The organism is Methylobacterium sp. 391_Methyba4 (assembly GCF_029691625.1).
Lineage (GTDB): Bacteria > Pseudomonadota > Alphaproteobacteria > Rhizobiales > Beijerinckiaceae > Methylobacterium > Methylobacterium fujisawaense.
Genome location: NZ_CP121475.1, coordinates 1,948,427 through 1,965,179 on the forward strand (window position 1 = coordinate 1,948,427; position 16,753 = coordinate 1,965,179).

Sequence of the window (16,753 nt, forward strand, 5' to 3'; positions counted from 1 at the left end):
ATGCGGATCCCCAGCAGCCTGACCGCCGCCCTCGCCCCGGGCGGCGCCATCCGGACGAACCTCGCCCGGGACCTGCCCGCCTCCGTGGTGGTCTTCCTGGTGGCGCTGCCCCTGTGCATGGGCATCGCCATCGCGTCCGGCGTACCGCCGGAACGCGGTCTCGTCACCGGCATCGTCGGCGGCATCGTGGTCGGCCTCATCGCGGGCTCGCCGCTCCAGGTCAGCGGGCCCGCCGCGGGGCTCGCGGTGATCGTGTATGGGTTCGTGCAGGCGCACGGGCTCGACGCCCTCGGCCCGGTCCTGGTGGTGGCGGGCCTCGTCCAGCTCGCCGCCGGCGCCCTGCGGATCGGCGGCTGGTTCCGGGCGATCTCGCCGGCCGTGGTGCACGGCATGCTGGCCGGCATCGGGATCCTGATCGTCCTGGCCCAGATCCACGTCCTGACCGACGCCCTCCCCCGGGCGAGCGGCCTGGACAACCTCGTGGCAATCCCGGCCGCGTTCTTCGACTTCGTCACCGGCACGGGCGACCGCACCGGCGCCGTGATCGTCGGCGGGTTCACCATCGCGGCGATGATCGCCTGGGAGCGGCTGCGCCCGGCGCGGCTCCGGCTCCTGCCCGGGGCGCTCGTCGGCGTGCTGGCGGGCAGCCTGGCGGCCGGCCTCGGTGGCTTCGCCGTCAAGCGCGTGGCGGTGCCGGAGGCGCTCTTCTCCGGACTCGCCCTGCCGGGGGCCGAGGCCTGGGCGCGTCTCGCCGAGGCCGAGATCCTGATCATGGCCCTGGTCATCGCGGTGATCGCCAGCGCCGAGAGCCTGCTCTCGGCGGCCGCTGTCGACCGGATGCATGACGGCCCCCGCACCCGCTTCAACCGGGAGCTCGGCGCCCAGGGCATCGGCAACCTGATCTGCGGACTCCTCGGCGCGCTGCCGATGACCGGGGTGATCGTACGCTCCTCGGCCAACGTCCAGGCGGGGGCGGTGAGCCGGGCCGCCACGGTGATGCACGGGACCTGGATCCTGGCCTTCCTGCTCGCCCTGCCCTGGCTGCTCGCCCTGGTGCCGACCGCGAGCCTTGCCGGCATCCTGGTGGTCACCGGCTGGCGACTGGCGAGCCCGGCCCACGCCCTGCACCTGCAGGCCCGCTACGGCTGGCTGACCGCCGCGATCTGGCTGGCCACGATGGCCACCGTGGTGGCGGTGGACCTGCTCTCCGGCGTGCTCACGGGCCTCGCCCTGAGCCTCATCCAGGCCCTGCCGAGCCTGCGCAAGGGCCGGCTCCGGATCGAGCACGCGGCGGCCCCGGAGGTGCCCGGCGTGCCGGAGCTGCGCCTGTCGGGGGCGGCGACCTTCCTGCAGCTTCCGAGCCTCACGGCGGCCCTGGAGCGTACCCCCGAGGGTGGCGAGGTCCGCCTCGCCACCGACAACCTCGCGGCCATCGACCACACCTGCCTGGAGATGATCGGCGACTGGGCGAGCCGGCGCAGCGCCGCCGGCAGCCGGATCGCCGTGGTCGGCGGGTCGGGAGTCCCGCACGACCGGCTCGCCGCCGCGGTGGCGGCCCCGGCCCACTAGGAAGCCCTGTGCCGAAGGGGCAGACCCTTCGGCACAGGGCGCGTCGGAGCAGGCCGTTCGGACGCGGGCCCGAAGCGGACGCGGGGCGGGCGGGGTCCGGGCGGGATCCGAAGGCGGGACCGTGGGTCCTGCGGCGGCGCCCCGATGTTTCCACGCGGATCCGAGCGGACGGCGCCCCCGGGCCTGTCCGCGTCGCGGCAGACGGTCGCGGCAACCGGTCGACGGGGCCGCCTTCCGGTCCGTCCCGACGCGGGCCGGGAGCCGCCCGGGTTCGTCGGAACCCGGAATTCCATCGTTTTCACAACCGGTTAATCCTGAATCTTTGCGCCCCCTTAACGGGCGGACCGCCAGACTCGCCGCTACGGCAGGCCCGCTGCGCGGGATCGGCCGCGGAATGGTACTCGTCAGGAGCTTCGTCGATGATCAGGTTCCTCGCGGCTTCGGCCGCATGCCTGGTCCTGTGCGGCGCCGCGGCGGCGCAGGACATGCCCGGCCTTGCGACGCTGCATCCGCCCGATCCCGCCCAGCCGGTGGCGGCGAGCGCCCCCGTCCCGATGCCGGACGGCGGGGTGGCGCCGGGACTGCGCCTGGGATCCGTTCCCGATCCGGACGCGGCCCGTCCCGACCCGGTCCCGACGCCCCCCGGCAGCCTCGCGCTCCGCAGCACCGCGGCCGACGCCGCGCAGACGACCGCCAGCCTGAAGGCCCCGTCCGCCACGCCCAAGCCGTGGTGCGCGCAGGAGCGGCGGGTCGGCACCGGTCTCGGTTTCTGCCTCGTCAATTGAGCGGTCCGCCCGGGCCGTGCCGGGCTCTGCCCCGGACCCGGTCGCCGGCTCAGGAAGCCCCGTAGACTGCGACCGCGTCGAAGGTCTCGCCGTCCTCCGGGGCTTGGTCGCGAGAAGCGACGAGGGAGGCGACGAGGAGGACCAGCACGGCCGCTGCGACGGCCGCGACCGCGAGCGGCCGCGTGATCAGATCCGCATGGGCGCGGGCGGCGTGGATCACCGCGCAGCCGAGAAGGAAGATGCACACCTGCGCGGCCGGCGTCGCGAAGGCCGCCGTCATCGCGGCGTCCCGGTCGTCCAATGCCGGCCGATCACGCCGATCGGGTCCATGACGGTGTTCATGACCGTGTCCATGGCACGCCCTCCCCGGCTGAGGCTGCCGATGCCCGGCTTGACCCGCAGGCGGTCGGCCGCGCCGGCCGGCGTGCCCGAACATGCGGGCGCGGGCGACCCGGCCGGGCGTCACGTCTGCGTGACCGGGCCCCCTCGGGCGGGTTCCGGATCCGGCGGCGCCAGGGCGTAGGTGGCCTCACCGACCCGGCTCAGGGGCCCGCCCGGCCCGGACCGCTTCCACAGGCGCGTGTTGAGGGCCGCCACCGGATCCCGCCCGGGCAGGGTGAAGCCCTGCCCGACGAGCACCTCCAGGATTTCGGCCGCGTGCAGCGGCCGGCCCGCGCGCCCGATCGCCGCGCAGGCCGCCTCCACCACGGCCCGGCCGTAGCGGCGGGCCCCGGCGGCATCCTCCGTGAAGGCGATGGCCGGCGGGATGGCGCCGCGGGCGCCGGCGGCATCTGTCCGGACCACGGGACGCGCCTCCGGACGCACTTCCGGACGGGCTTCCGCCCCCCGTCGTCCGCGCGGCGCGCCGGAATCCTCCGCCGCCGGTCCGGACCGATCCCCCGGCACGCCCGGGTCCCCCAGCGCCGGATCGTCGGCCGGGTCTCCGCGAAGGCGCGCCCCCGGCTCGGGGACCGGATCCGATGCCGCCCTCGCCCCGGATCCGGCGGCTCCCAGGCGGCGGCCGAGTTCGAGGTAGAGCACGAGGTCGGCGATCTGCCGGTCGAGGGCCTCGCGCTGGCGCCGCAACGCGGCGAGCCGCGCCTCGATCTCGGATTCCGACAGGCCCACGCGATGGTCCCTCCAACCTGAGGGAACATCTACCCGTTCTCAGCACCGGTGGGAATGCTCTAAGTCGGAATATTCCGTACCGCCTGAGCGACAGTCGGAATATTCCATCCGGCGAGCCTTATTCCCTTGCCCGCTTCCGCATTCCCTTGGCGGCCGGCCTGGGCGGCACGAGCAGCGTGCTCGGATCGGCCGGATGCAGGGTCAGGCCGCCCTCGTCGAGGACCAGCGGCAGCCGCGGGAAGACCTCGCGCAGATGCGCGAGATCCGCCTTGAACGCCTGCCGGAAGCTGCGGATCGAGGCGTTCTCGGCGCCGAACTGCGCGTGGAGGTTGGCCCAGGTCAGGCGGAGCGGTCGCTGCAGCGACCGCAGGCGGTAGCCGGTCCAGAACAGCAGGTCGAGCTTGCGCGCCGAGCCCGAGAAGGCCCGGGCCGCCCGCACGTCCACCGGCAGGGCGTGCCGGATCAGGGTCTCGTAGAATTCGGGGTCGAAGCGCACCGTGCGCCCCGCCTCGTCGGCCCCCTCGCCGGCGCGGGGGCGCCACAGTTCCAGGCTGCGGAACGGCGGAACGTTGAGGGTGGTGGCGCTGTCGCGCCCGTCCCAGAGGCCGATCTGCATGGAGCAGGCGGCCAGCCGGTTCAGCTGCTCCTTGAACTGGCGGATGGTGCCGCGCTCGCCCCCCGTGACCGCGAAGCCCATCTCGCGCATGAAACCCGACAGGGTCTCGGCCACCTTCACGGTGGGGCTGCGCTGGCGCACGGCCTCGGTGCAGAGGTGCAGCAAGACCAGCCGGGCCTTCGGGCCGTAGGGCAGCCCCTGGGGCTCGAAGGCGCCCGTCTCCGGATCCTTGATCCGGCCGGCGATCAGGCTGAGGGAGTTGCGCCCGTAGCTGCGGGAGAATTCGCGCACCGGCCCGGGGTCGCGGTAGGGCAGGCCGCACAGCGCCAGGACCGAATGGATGTGCTGGAGGCTCGACGGGAGCGCCGGCTCGCTCTCGATCACGAGGCGCACCGCGTCGCGGCGGCGCTGGTCGCGCGACAGGCCGGCCCGGCGGCTCTCCTCCTCCCCCAGGAGGGCGGCCTGGGCATCGCGCTCGCGCTGACGGTGGAGCACGTGCTCCACGATCTGCGCGAACAGAAAGCCGCCGCGCGCCGCCTCGATCTCGGCCTGCAGGTCCGGGTCGTGGATCCCGGCGATCTTCTCCTCGATGCTCATCGCCCCTCGGTCCGCGGCACAGGGGCGCGTTCGTCCGGCGAACGGGAGAACGGCCCGATCCTGCCATGCCACGATTCGGACGCCGCGGACCCGGTTCGATCGGGCTTGTCCCGGCAATCCACGCTTCCCCACTCCCGGCCCGCCCCCGAATGCAGGCGCATGACCGGGGCCGGGTGACCGCGGCCCCCCTCCGGCCCCGCGCGACGCAGAGTTCGATACGGGGTCCGTCCGCCGCCCGATCCCACGCAGAGTCCGATACGCCCACCCGCCCGCGTTCCGTCCCCGTTATCCACCGGCGCGGGCCGGAATCCCCGCCGAATCCGATACGCGGCCGCGCAGATTCCGATACGCCACGTCGCCGGTCCGGCGCAGAATCCGATACGCGGCCGCGCAGAGTTCGATGCGCACCCACGCAGAGTCGGATGCGCAAAACCACATCAACCCCATGGCCAAAATGAGGAATTTCCGACTGCATATAACTTGCCGAACTGACTCTCTGAAAGACTCTCCCAGATAATCTTCCTAGTGTCGGAGAGCCTGTTCGTTCTGACGAACGAACCCTGACCGCACCGGAAGCGCACAGGGTACGAAGGGAATGTATGATGGTTTTCCACATTCCCTCGAATTGCCGCCGTCACCGCTTGACGATCCGCAGAGCCTGGATGGCGGCGGGCCGGCCGGCTTCGTCACGGGGACCGTCGCGATCCCCGCGATGGCGGCTTGACGCGGGCGATGCCGCCCGGTTTCTCGGAGTCGTCCCAGAGGGCCCTCAGATGAAGAGCGTGCCGATGCCTCCCTTCCCGATCGAATCCCGATGACGGACCGCCGCGATGACGGCCGTCCGTCCGGCGGTCGCCCCGCCCCGAATCGCCCGCACGGGCCCCGACGTCCGGCTCTGCGGCCCGGCAACCGCCCCGGCAACCGCCCCGGCAGCCGTCCCGGCGCGGCGGGCCGCCAGCGGGAGGCGGACGGCGACGGGCCGGCCGTGCTCTATGGCTGGCATCCCGTGGTTCAGGCCCTGGGCAATGCGCAGCGCGGCCTGCAGCGGCTGCTCGCCACCGAGAACGCGGCGGCGCGGCTGGAGGCGGAGTTCGGCGGCGCCTTGCGGATCACCCCGGAACTGGTCCGGCCGAGCGAGATCGGCCGCCTGCTCGGACCGGACGCCGTCCACCAGGGACTGTATCTCGAGGCCGAGCCCCTGCCCGCCCCGGGGCTCGACGATCTGCCCGCCGACGCGCTGCTGCTGGCGCTCGACCAGATCACCGACCCGCACAATGTCGGGGCGATCGTCCGCACCGCCGCGGCCTTCGGGGTGGCGGGGATCGTCACCACGGCGCGCCACGCCCCGGGCGCAACCGGGGTCCTGGCGAAATCCGCCTCCGGCGGCCTGGAGCACGTGCCGTTCGTGACCGTCCGGAACCTCGCCGAGGCGCTGATCGCCCTGGGGGAACGCGGCTTCACCCGGGTCGGCCTCGATTCCGACGCGCCGGAAAGCCTCGACGCCGTGACGGTCGCCCGGCCGCTGGTGATCGTGCTGGGCGCCGAGGGCAAGGGGCTGCGCGAGCGCACCCGGAGCTGCTGCGACCTGCTGGCGCGGATCCCCTTCGCGGGGGCGATCCGCAGCCTCAACGTCTCGAACGCCGCCGCCATCACCCTCTACGCCCTCGGCCGGACCGAGACCTGACCGAGGCCTGACCGCGACGCGGACCGACGGCCCGGTCGCGACACGTTCGGAAACACGGAACCGGCGCCGGAAACCCCTCTTCCGACTAGGCAGTTTCCGCAACTTCCCGTAGAGTTGCGGATGAGGGGGGCGTAGGCTGGAAGGCTGCGTCCGGATGCTGGACGATGTGATGACCTATGGCGGCTGGGCCGTCGGCCTGGTCGCTGTCGGCGTATGGACTTGGCTCGCGCGGCGTGCCTTTCCGAGTTTCGAATCCTTCGTGAGGGGCTTCGACGACGAGCTGCAGCTGGGCGCCAGCCCGGAGGAGCGCGCGCGCAGCGCGCGCTGGCATCAGGTCCGTCAGGCCGCCGTGGCGCTGACGGCCGTCGCGGCCCTGTGCCTGTCGATCGGGTTCGCGATTCCCGACTGAGCCCACCGATTCGGCCGCGCCGGATCCGCGCGCTCACCGCCTCGGCCAGATCGATGTGGCGCTCCTGACCTTCCGGCACGGTTCCGGAGGCCGGCGTGGACTGAGGGCGCGGGGCGTCCCGGCGTTGGGCCGCGGCAGGACCCACGACAGATCCCGGATTCGAAGGCGCCGGGACCCTTCGCGGGTGCAGGGGGTGCCCTGCCGTCGGGCATGGCCCGGTGACGCCGGGGCGCCGCCCCGACACCCCGTCCGAGGGCGCGCCCTTCGGAAGCCCCGGCTCAAGCCGCCCGGATCCGGGTGAGGAAGCCCTCCGCGGCCTCCCGCAGGTCGCTGGCTTGGCGGGACAGGTCCCCTGCTGCCCGCAGCACCTGTTCGGAGCCCCGGCTGGCCGCGGCGGCGGCCTCGCCGACGCCCGCCATGTGCCCCGAGACCCCGCGGGTGTCCTGCGAGGTCTGGGCGGTGGTCCGGGCGATCTCCGCGGTGGCCGCGCCCTGCTCCTCGACCATGGCGGCGATCTCGGCCCCGATCCGGGCGAGGTTGCGAATCACCTCGGTGATGCTGCCGATGGACCGGACCGAGGCCTCCGTCGAGCCGGTGATCTCGGCGACCTTGGCGGCGATCTCCTCGGTGGCCCGGCTGGTCTGGGTGGCGAGGTCCTTGACCTCGGCGGCGACCACCGCGAAGCCGCGGCCCGCCTCGCCGGCGCGGGCGGCCTCGATCGTGGCGTTGAGCGCCAGCAGGTTGGTCTGACCGGCGATCTGCGAGATGATCGCGACGATCTCCCCGATGCTCCCGGCCGCCTGGGCGAGACGGTGCACCTCGCCGGCGGTCCCGTCCGCGTCCCGGGTCGCGGCGGCGGCGAGGTCGGCCGAGGCCCCCACCTGTACGCCCATCTCCCGGACCGAGGCGGTGAGTTCCTCGGTGGCCGCCGCCACCGTGTCGGCCGAGCGCGCGGCCGAATCGGCGGATCCGGCCACCGTCCGGCTGAGATCCGTGGTGTCCTGCGCGGTCCGGGCCATGCCGTGCGCGGAGGCCTCCAGCTGGGCGGCCGCCGCCGAGACGGCCGCGACGATGCCGCCGACCTGGCGCTCGAAGCTGTCGGCGAGGCCCAGGGCGGCGGCGCGCTGCGCGGCACTCGCCTCGGCGGCGAGCCGCTCCTGCGCGGCCCGGGCGGCGCGACGCTCGGCGACGCTGTCGCGGAAGGCGACGGCGGCGGCGGCGATCGCCCGGACCTCCCGCGGGCCCCCCGACGGGATCGCCAGATCGGCCGTCCCCTGGTCCCGGCCGATCGCGGTCAGAACCTGCGCCATCCGGGCGAGGGGGCGCGCGATCGCGGTGCCGAGCCAGACCGCGAGGCCGGCCGAGAGGGCGAACAGGGCGAGGCCTCCGGCGATCCAGAGGGTCAGCATCCGGTCCGCCCGGGCGCGCAGGGCGCCGGCGGCGGCCTCCAGATCGGCGGTGAGCCGGTCCTCCACGCCCTTCAGGGCATCGATGCGCTGCGTGGCGAGGCCGAACCAGGAAGGCGCGTCGCGGAAGGCGAGCGGCGTCCCCGGCATCGTTTCCTGGGCGATCCTGCGCAGGCGCGCGACCGCCCGGGCCGGCTCGGTCGCCTCGGCGGCGTCGAGCAGGGTCGTCTGGGCGGCCTCGGCCCCGGCCCGGAACAGGCCCGCATAGGTCGCCTGCTCGGCCGAGAGGGTGGCGAGCCGGCGCGCGGCCGCGAGGTCCAGGTTGCCGGAGGCGAAGACCGCCGAGGCGGCGGCCCGCTCCTGGCCGGCGGCTTCCTTCATGGCCAGGAAGGCCGCGTAGGCGTTCGCCCGGGCGGCGAGGCCGGCCTCGTCGATCGCCCCGCCCATCGCCCGCACGAGCCCGAGCCCCTCGCCGATCAGGCCGGTGTAGTAGCCGGCCGCCTGGGGGACGCCGGCCGTCAGGGCGTCCACCGCCCGCCGCTGGTCGGCGAGCCCGGCGAGCGCCTGGCCGAAACCCGCGCCGCGCGCCGCGAAGGCCGGGCCGTACTGCGTGGCCGCCGCCATCGCCCCGGGAAGGTCTGCGAGCGCCGCGTCGGTGCGCACGCGCTGGGCGGCGAGTTCGGGCCCGAACTGTGCGCCCTTCGCGCCCAGGAACAGGCTGGAGGCGCCGCGCTCGCGCTGGGCCTCATGCACGAAGGCGCTGATCCGCGAGGCGAGGCCGACGAGGCTCTCCACCCGGTCCATCTCGGCGCGCCGCGCCCACTGGTCGGACACCGTCCAGCCGGCGGCCCCCGCGAAGGCGAGGCTGGGGGCGAGCGCCACGACCAGGATCCGGGCGCGAAGCGAGGAGAGGAGGATCATCGGCGGCAGGACATCTCGGAGAACAGAACGGAGCTTGGCCGCAGGTCATAAAGATCTGGTTATGCTGACCTGCCCGGATTCGGTGCAGCTCTGCCTGATCGGATGGCAGTTTCGATCGGGGCGGCGCTGTCGGTGTGCAGGTTTGCCAGGTCTTCAGCGCGGGGATCATCGGTTCCGGGGATCGCCCGTGCGGGGGCGGGCCGTCTTTCATCAGCGGCGGTACTTCGGCGGAGGCCGTCCGGGGAATTCGCTCCCCCGGTTCTATTGCGGGGCGCGGGATCGTGACCCTGCGCCGGGTCATGCGGGACCGCCGCCGCCGGAGCGCCCTGAACCGCCGGGTCCTCTCCAGCGGGGGGCGACAGCTGCGCCTTTCCGCGCCCCGGCCCGCGTCGTCTCCGCCACCGCCGCCCCCCGGGCCGGGATCGTCGCTCTCGCCACCCCGCTCGTCACCCCGATCGACGACCCGGAGCGGCTGATTTCGGGCTCCGCAAGCGCCGGAGCCTGTGGCGGCCCCGGGCGTTCCCGTCGTCCCGGCGCGCGATGTGCGGCCCGCAGGATGGGCGGCCCGCAGGATGGGCGGCCCGCAGGACGTCGCCGCCGGGGCGCACGCCTCGACGGGCTGTCTCGCCGCGTTGACGCGGGGCGCCTGCGCACCACCCTGGGTGAGCATGACGGGGGGATCGACGCCGCGAGCCCGCGGCGCGCCCCGGCGCCGATCGAGAGCGGGCGGGCCGAGGACAGGATCGTGCGCGACGGTCTTCGGAGTGAGGAGGACGTGATGTCGGAGGCGGAGGCGGAGGCGATGGCGGACGCGGCGGGGACCGGCATCTTCGACGTGGCGGCGCTGGCGGCGGCGCTGCCCGGCAGCGCCCAGACCCTCCTGGTCGACACCTATCTGACCGACCGGGAGGCGGCGAGCGCCCGGGTGTTCCGGGTCTACCGGCCGACTCCGCCGCACTACCACGCCACCTGCGACGAGTATCTCTACTGCCTGTCGGGCCGGGGCACGGTCTGGCTGGGCGACCCGGCCGCCGCGACCGCATTCGGCCCCGGTCAGCTCCTGGTCTTCGAGAAGGGCACGGTCCACGCCATGCCGGAGATCGATCCCGCGGAAAAGGTGGTGTTCCTCGCGATCGACACCCCCCGGCGGGCGCCCACCGACATCGTCTTCGTGAACCCAGAGGACGGCAGCCCCGCCACCTTCATGGCGCGCAACGCCGAGGCGTGAGCCTCACACCGGCAGGGACCGCCCGGCCGCCGCCACGGCGAGGAGCAGGGCCGCCACGAGCAGGAGCGCGGCGGACAGGCCCAAAGCCTGCGCGGCGAAGCCGATCAGCGCCGGGCCCGCCAGCACCCCGGCATAGCCGAGCGTCGTCACCGCCGGCACCGCCACGCGCGCGGGCATCGCGGTCTGGCGGCCGGCCGCCGTGAACAGGACCGGGACGATGTTGGCGCAGCCCGCCCCGACCAGGGCGTAGCCGGCGAGGGCCGCCTCCCAGGCCGGGACCAGGACCGAGAGCGCGAGTCCGGCGGCCGCCAGGAGGCCGCCGAAGACCACCACGGGCCGCCGCCCGAGCCGGGCCACGACCCGATCGCCGGCAAGGCGCCCGGCCGTCATCGTCACCGAGAAGGCCGCGTAGCCGAGCGCCGCCCAGGCCGGATCGAGGCCTCGCTGCTGGATCAGGAACACCGCGCTCCAGTCGAGGGCCGAGCCCTCGGTGAGGAACACCACGAAGCAGAGCAGGCCCAGCACCAGCACGATGCCCCGGGGGCGCGCGAAGGCGGGGACTCCGCTCCCCCCTGCCCGCTCCGCCGGCAGGATCCCGGGCCAGGCGGCCGCGAACAGGGCCGCGATCCCGGCGACCAGGAGCAGCACGCTCCAGCCCGCGCCGAGCCCGGCCGCCAGCAGGCCGCTGGCGATCAGCGCCCCCAGGATGCAGCCGAGACTGTAGAGGCCGTGGAAGCCCGACATCATCGGGCGCCCGCTGGCGTGCTCCACCACGACGGCCTGCAGGTTCATGACGCAGTCCACCGCCCCCATCCCGGCGCCGAACAGCACCAGCGCCAGGGTGAGCTCCACGAGCCCATCGCCCACGGCCAGCACCGGCAGGGCGAGGCCGATCGCCAGCGTGCCGGCGAGCAGGACCGGCCGGAAACCGAGCCGCGAAGCCGCCGCCCCGGCGCTCGGCATCGCCAGGATCGAGCCGATGCCGAAGGTGAGGAGCAGCAGGCCGAGCCCCGCCGCGTCGAGGCCGGCGCGGTCCTGCACCAGCGGCACCAGGGGCGCCCAGGTGGCGTTGGCGATGCCCACGATCAGGAACAGCAGCCGCGTGGACACGCTCTGTCCGCGGGCCGCATTCCGGTCCCCCGCCCCGCCGAGGGCGACCGGGTCGGTCAGGTCGAGCGCTGGCATCGGCACCTGTCGATGGAGTCGAGTCCGAGGGTGGATCCCGGCGACGTGGGGCCTCGGTTCCCGCGGTGCAACACCGGGCCGTCGTCGCGCGCGCCGTGCCGCGCGCCCGGAGGGGACACCGGCGGCCCCATGCGTCGGCGACTCGCCCGGTTCCTCGCAGGCGCCCTCGCGCGCCCGCTCGGACGACCGGTTGGACGCCCGCTCGGGCGCTGCCGGAACGCTTTGCCGCGCGCGCAAGGGCGGCGGCTCGTTCGCCGAGCGGTTGCCGCCGTACGCGTTTCGTTCTAGCAAGGGCGGCGCATGACGGACCTGCGTCCCGCCGGCCCCACCTTGCCGTCGGCCCCCTCGGGCTCGACATGTGTCGGAGCGGCGGCTGGCCCGCGCGCGAATCCGATCCGGATCCGATCCGACTGCGTCGACGCCTCGAAAGACCGCCGCCCTCATGGCCAAAGCCCAAGCTGGAAGTCGTGCCGCAAGCCGCGCCGGCGCCGCCCAAGCTGCCCCGACAGCCGCCGCGCAGACGGCGTCCAAGGCTCCGAAAGCCGCCACCGCCGCCCCGGCCCCGCAGCCCAAGCCGGCCCGCGCGAAGTCCGAAAAGCCCGCCCGCCCTGGGGCGGCTGCCGAGGCCGCGATCGACGCCAAGCTGGCGGCCCTGTTCGACGCCGCGCCGGCGAGCGCCCATGACCGGCGGGTCATCGCGGTCCGGGGGGCCCGGGAGCACAACCTCAAGAACGTCGACCTGACGATCCCCCGGGACAAGCTCGTGGTGTTCACCGGGCTGTCGGGCTCGGGCAAGTCGTCGCTGGCCTTCGACACGATCTACGCCGAGGGGCAGCGCCGCTACGTCGAGTCGCTCTCGGCCTATGCCCGCCAGTTCCTGGAGATGATGTCCAAGCCCGACGTCGACCAGATCGACGGGCTGTCGCCGGCGATCTCGATCGAGCAGAAGACCACCTCCAAGAACCCCCGCTCCACCGTCGGGACGGTCACCGAGATCTACGACTACATGCGCCTGCTCTGGGCGCGGGTCGGCATTCCCTACTCGCCCGCCACCGGCCTGCCGATCGAGAGCCAGACCGTCCAGCAGATGGTCGACCGGGTGCTGGAACTGCCGGAGAAGACCCGGCTCTACCTGCTGGCCCCCGTGGTCCGCGGTCGCAAGGGCGAGTACCGCAAGGAAATCGCCGAGTACCAGAAGAAGGGCTTCCAGCGCCTGCGCGTGAACGGCGAATACTACGCCATCGACGACGTGCCCAAGCTCGACAAGAAGTTCAAGCACGACATCGACGTGGTGGTCGACCGCATCGTGGTCCGGGCCGATATCGGCTCGCGGCTGGCCGAGTCCTTCGAGACGGCCCTGGAGCTGGCCGATGGCATCGCGGAGGTCGTGTTCGCGGATGCCCCCGAGGGCGAGACGCCCCGGACCATCACCTTCTCGTCGCGCTTCGCCTGCCCGGTCTCGGGCTTCACCATCGCGGAGATCGAGCCCCGGCTGTTCTCGTTCAACAACCCGTTCGGCGCCTGCCCGACCTGCAGCGGCATCGGCCACGAGATGCGGATCGACCCCGAGCTGGTGATCTCGGACCCCGGCTTGAGCCTGAAGCGCGGCGCCGTCGGCCCCTGGGCGAAATCGACCTCGCCCTATTACGGGCAGACCCTGGAGGCGCTGGCCGAGCATTTCGGCTTCAAGACCAGCGTCCCGTGGCAGAGCCTGTCGGAGACGGCCCGTGCCATCGTGCTCTACGGCTCGGGCAAGCAGGCGATCCGCTTCGCCTACGACGACGGGTTGCGCAAGTACACGGTCAACAAGCCCTTCGAGGGCGTGATCCCGAACCTGGAGCGCCGCTACAAGGAGAGCGACTCGGACGCCGTCCGGGAGGAGATCGGGCGCTTCATGAGCGAGACGCCCTGCGCCGCCTGCGGCGGCAAGCGGCTGAAGCCCGAGGCGCTCGCCGTGAAGGTCGCCATGGCCGACATTGCCGATGTCACGGCCCTCTCAGTCAGTGAGGCGCATCGCTGGTTCTCGGAGCTGCCGGAGAAGCTGACGGCGAAGCAGAACGCCATCGCGGTCAGAATTCTCAAGGAAATCCGCGACCGGCTGAGCTTCCTGGTGGATGTCGGCCTCGAATACCTGACGCTCGCCCGCGGCTCCGGCTCCCTCTCGGGCGGCGAGAGCCAGCGCATCCGGCTGGCCTCGCAGATCGGCTCCGGCCTCACCGGCGTGCTCTACGTCCTGGACGAGCCGTCGATCGGCCTGCACCAGCGCGACAACGAGCGGCTGCTCGGCACGCTCAAGCGCCTGCGCGACCTCGGCAATTCGGTGATCGTGGTCGAGCACGACGAGGACGCGATCCTGCAGGCCGATTACGTGGTCGATGTCGGCCCGGGCGCCGGTATCCATGGCGGCGAGATCATCGCCCAGGGGACGCCCGCCGAGGTCCTGGCCAACCCGGCCTCGCTCACCGCGAAATACCTCACGGGCGAGATGGCAGTCCGGACGCCCACCGCGCGCCGAAAAGGCCGCAAGGGCAAGCTCGGCCTGTTCGGCGCCCGGGGCAACAATCTGAAGGATGTCGATGTCGAGATCCCGCTCGGCACCTTCACCTGCATCACCGGCGTCTCGGGGGGCGGCAAGTCCACCCTGGTGATCGACACCCTCTACAAGGCGATCGCCAAGAAGCTGAACGGCGCCCTGGAGCACCCGGCCCCCTACGGACGGCTGGAGGGGCTGGAGCACCTCGACAAGGTCATCGACATCGACCAGTCGCCGATCGGGCGCACGCCGCGCTCGAACCCCGCCACCTATATCGGCGCCTTCACGCCGATCCGCGACTGGTTCGCGGGCCTCCCCGAGGCCAAGGCGCGGGGCTACCAGCCGGGGCGCTTCTCGTTCAACGTGAAGGGCGGGCGCTGCGAGGCCTGCTCGGGCGACGGCGTCATCAAGATCGAGATGCACTTCCTGCCCGACGTCTACGTCACCTGCGACGTCTGCAAGGGCAAGCGCTACGACCGCGAGACCCTGGAGGTGAAGTACCGGGCCAAGTCCATCGCCGACGTGCTCGATTCCACCGTCGAGGAGGCGGCCGAGCTGTTCAAGGCGGTGCCGGCGATCCGCGACAAGCTCGAGACCCTGAAGCGGGTCGGCCTGCACTACGTCCATGTCGGTCAGCAGGCCACGACCCTGTCGGGGGGCGAGGCGCAGCGGGTGAAGCTCTCCAAGGAGCTGTCGAAGCGCGCCACGGGGCGCACCCTCTACATCCTCGACGAGCCGACCACCGGCCTGCACTTCCACGACGTCGCCAAGCTCATGGAGGTGCTCCACGAGCTGGTCGACCAGGGCAACACCGTGGTGGTGATCGAGCACAACCTCGAAGTGATCAAGACCGCCGACTGGGTGATCGACATGGGTCCCGAGGGCGGCGACGGCGGCGGCCGGGTCGTGGCGCAGGGCACGCCGGAAGAGATCGCCCGCTCCAAGGCCAGCCATACCGGCCGGTTCCTGCGCGAGGTGCTGGAGCGGCGCCCCGCGGCGCCCGCGCGCCGAGGCCGCGCCGCCGAGTAGCGCGCCAAACCTTCCGGGTAAGCTGCGGCGTCGGACGCACCGGCGACAGGGCCGGCCGCGGGCCCTCCCCCACACGGGACGGGCGGGACGCGCGGCCCCGGAGGATCGGCCCCTCCGGGGACGCGCAAATCCGCGAGCCCGACGGGACGAGGCAGGCGGTTCGGACCGGCCCGATCGCAGGCCGGCGCGGCAGTTTCTGCCGGGTGCCGTCCGCATATCCGCCCGGCCGGGCGGTGATTCGAGCCGCGGGGCGCCGGTTCGGGCCAGCCGCGGGCCGGTTCGAAGCCGGATTCCGGTCCGGATCCCGGCCGGGCGGCCCGCCCGGCGGCCTGCCCGATCACCTCCCCGGCCTTGCCGGATTCTCCCGTGCCCCGGCGCGACAACAGCTTGACCATTCAACGATATTTTGCCGGACCCCCCGTTTGGGCAGGGTCTGTGGACAGTGTTGCATCGCCGCAAAAATGCGGCTTTTGCGCAACGGTTCAGCCGGTTGTGGCGTTTCGGCGAGCATTCCACTGTCTTTCCGCAGGTCTCTGTAGAATAGTCGCAGACGTTGAGACGGGCAGGCTCCGTGGGGGCGCTCGGTAGGTCCGAAGCCGGCAGCCGCGATTGGCGAGCAGACCGGCAAGGAAGTGCCGAATGCGGGACGGAAGCCGTGGGACCTTGGGAAGGAATGAGAAAATGATGAAGAACTGGCTCGCGGCCGGCGCGGTCGCGCTCACGGTCGGCATGACCTCGACGATCGCCCAGGCGCAGACCACCACGGTTCCCGGCGAGCAGGTCGGCCTCGCCGTCGGCGCGCCGCTGCCGGAAGGCCTCTACGCGATCAACACGTTCACCTACCGCCGCACCGACGCGCCAAACTCGCCCGACACGGCCGTCAACATCCCGGTCCTGGTCTGGTCGACCCCGTTCGTGCCGTTCGGCGGCCGCGTCGAGCTGCTCGTGGCGCCCCCGACCGTGTTCGCCTTCACCCGCAACCCGGCGGGCGTGCGCAACAAGGACATCTCGATCAACGTCGGCACCTTCGTCGGCGGCATCTGGGCCTTCGACCTCGGCAACAACTTCGGCGTCAGCTTGCTCGGCGGCGCCTACCTGAACGACCTGAACGGCGACCGCGGCTCGATCATCACCGCGAACGGCACGACGGCCACCCCGGTCCTGCCGCAGCTCTCCTCCAACACCTACCGCTTCGGCATCGCCGGCAGCTACACCGGTGACGGCTGGAACATCACCGCCAACCTGACCGCCAACATCTACGACTCGCCCGGCCGCTTCCCCGGCCAGGTCGGCGCCGCCATCGGCCCGATCCGCCTCTCGGACGCCCTGAACTTCGACCTCACCGCGACGAAGAAGTTCGGCAACTTCGAGATCGGCCCGATCGCCTACGGCACCTACAACTTCGACATCAGCCAGGCCAGCGCGGCGGCCGGCAACCGCGGCCGCTTCGCCATCGGCGGCCTCGTCGGCTACGACTTCAAGATCTTCACCGTCCAGGCCTACGTCGCCCGCGACGTCGTGACCGGCGCGCAGTACACCAACGCCTTCGGCCGCACCCGCGACAACTACTCCACCGACGGCTGGATCCGGTTCATCGTGCCGCTCTACTCGCCGGCCCCGGCCGCCTCGCCGGTCCCGGCGGCCCTGGTCCGCAAGTACTGAG

Annotated in this window: 12 protein-coding genes; 7 read left to right on the forward strand and 5 right to left on the reverse strand. The window is 73.0% G+C overall.

The window, feature by feature from the left end:
- Positions 1-1,569, forward strand: a complete 1,569-nt coding sequence (locus tag P9K36_RS09190; RefSeq protein WP_236961467.1) for a SulP family inorganic anion transporter — start codon at positions 1-3, stop codon at positions 1,567-1,569.
- A gap of 419 nt (positions 1,570-1,988) precedes the next feature.
- Positions 1,989-2,354 (forward strand): hypothetical protein, encoded by a 366-nt coding sequence (locus tag P9K36_RS09195; protein ID WP_043385916.1) that lies wholly within the window; start codon positions 1,989-1,991, stop codon positions 2,352-2,354.
- Between the two features lie 49 nt (positions 2,355-2,403).
- Here the strand turns inward: P9K36_RS09195 and P9K36_RS09200 are convergent, their stop codons facing one another.
- The 3 genes from P9K36_RS09200 to P9K36_RS09210 all read right to left on the reverse strand — a co-directional run bounded on the left by P9K36_RS09200 (position 2,404) and on the right by P9K36_RS09210 (position 4,695).
- Complete coding sequence (locus P9K36_RS09200; RefSeq protein ID WP_043351523.1) at positions 2,404-2,634, reverse strand: hypothetical protein; 231 nt, start codon at positions 2,632-2,634, stop codon at positions 2,404-2,406.
- Between the two features lie 182 nt (positions 2,635-2,816).
- A complete protein-coding gene (locus tag P9K36_RS09205; RefSeq protein WP_043756715.1) occupies positions 2,817-3,482 on the reverse strand; it encodes a hypothetical protein in 666 nt (221 codons plus the stop codon).
- A gap of 118 nt (positions 3,483-3,600) precedes the next feature.
- Positions 3,601-4,695, reverse strand: coding sequence for a replication protein RepA (locus tag P9K36_RS09210; RefSeq protein WP_043385909.1), 1,095 nt, complete (start codon positions 4,693-4,695; stop codon positions 3,601-3,603).
- Positions 4,696-5,509: 814 nt separating this feature from the next.
- On the opposite strand from P9K36_RS09210, the gene P9K36_RS09215 reads away from it, so the two are divergent.
- Positions 5,510-6,379, forward strand: a complete 870-nt coding sequence (locus P9K36_RS09215; RefSeq protein ID WP_278306921.1) for an RNA methyltransferase — start codon at positions 5,510-5,512, stop codon at positions 6,377-6,379.
- A 154-nt stretch (positions 6,380-6,533) separates the two neighbouring features.
- Positions 6,534-6,788, forward strand: coding sequence for a hypothetical protein (locus P9K36_RS09220; protein ID WP_043385904.1), 255 nt, complete (start codon positions 6,534-6,536; stop codon positions 6,786-6,788).
- Between the two features lie 278 nt (positions 6,789-7,066).
- Here P9K36_RS09220 and P9K36_RS09225 read toward each other — a convergent pair whose 3' ends face one another.
- Positions 7,067-9,115 carry a nitrate- and nitrite sensing domain-containing protein gene (locus P9K36_RS09225; RefSeq protein ID WP_043756717.1) on the reverse strand — a complete coding sequence of 683 codons (2,049 nt, stop codon included), beginning with the start codon at positions 9,113-9,115 and terminating at the stop codon, positions 7,067-7,069.
- Between the two features lie 802 nt (positions 9,116-9,917).
- On the opposite strand from P9K36_RS09225, the gene P9K36_RS09230 reads away from it, so the two are divergent.
- A complete protein-coding gene (locus P9K36_RS09230; RefSeq protein ID WP_043761082.1) occupies positions 9,918-10,343 on the forward strand; it encodes a cupin domain-containing protein in 426 nt (141 codons plus the stop codon).
- A gap of 3 nt (positions 10,344-10,346) precedes the next feature.
- Here P9K36_RS09230 and P9K36_RS09235 read toward each other — a convergent pair whose 3' ends face one another.
- The gene (locus tag P9K36_RS09235) at positions 10,347-11,528 is read right to left on the reverse strand and encodes an MFS transporter (RefSeq protein ID WP_043756719.1); all 1,182 of its coding nucleotides are present in this window, start codon (positions 11,526-11,528) and stop codon (positions 10,347-10,349) included.
- 442 nt (positions 11,529-11,970) lie between these two features.
- Here P9K36_RS09235 and uvrA point away from each other — a divergent pair, with 442 nt between their 5' ends.
- Together uvrA and P9K36_RS09245 are read left to right on the forward strand one after the other, a co-directional pair.
- The gene (gene uvrA, locus P9K36_RS09240) at positions 11,971-15,090 is read left to right on the forward strand and encodes an excinuclease ABC subunit UvrA (protein WP_043345627.1); all 3,120 of its coding nucleotides are present in this window, start codon (positions 11,971-11,973) and stop codon (positions 15,088-15,090) included.
- A 681-nt stretch (positions 15,091-15,771) separates the two neighbouring features.
- Positions 15,772-16,752, forward strand: coding sequence for a transporter (locus tag P9K36_RS09245; protein ID WP_043345625.1), 981 nt, complete (start codon positions 15,772-15,774; stop codon positions 16,750-16,752).
- Position 16,753: the final 1 nt, after the last annotated feature.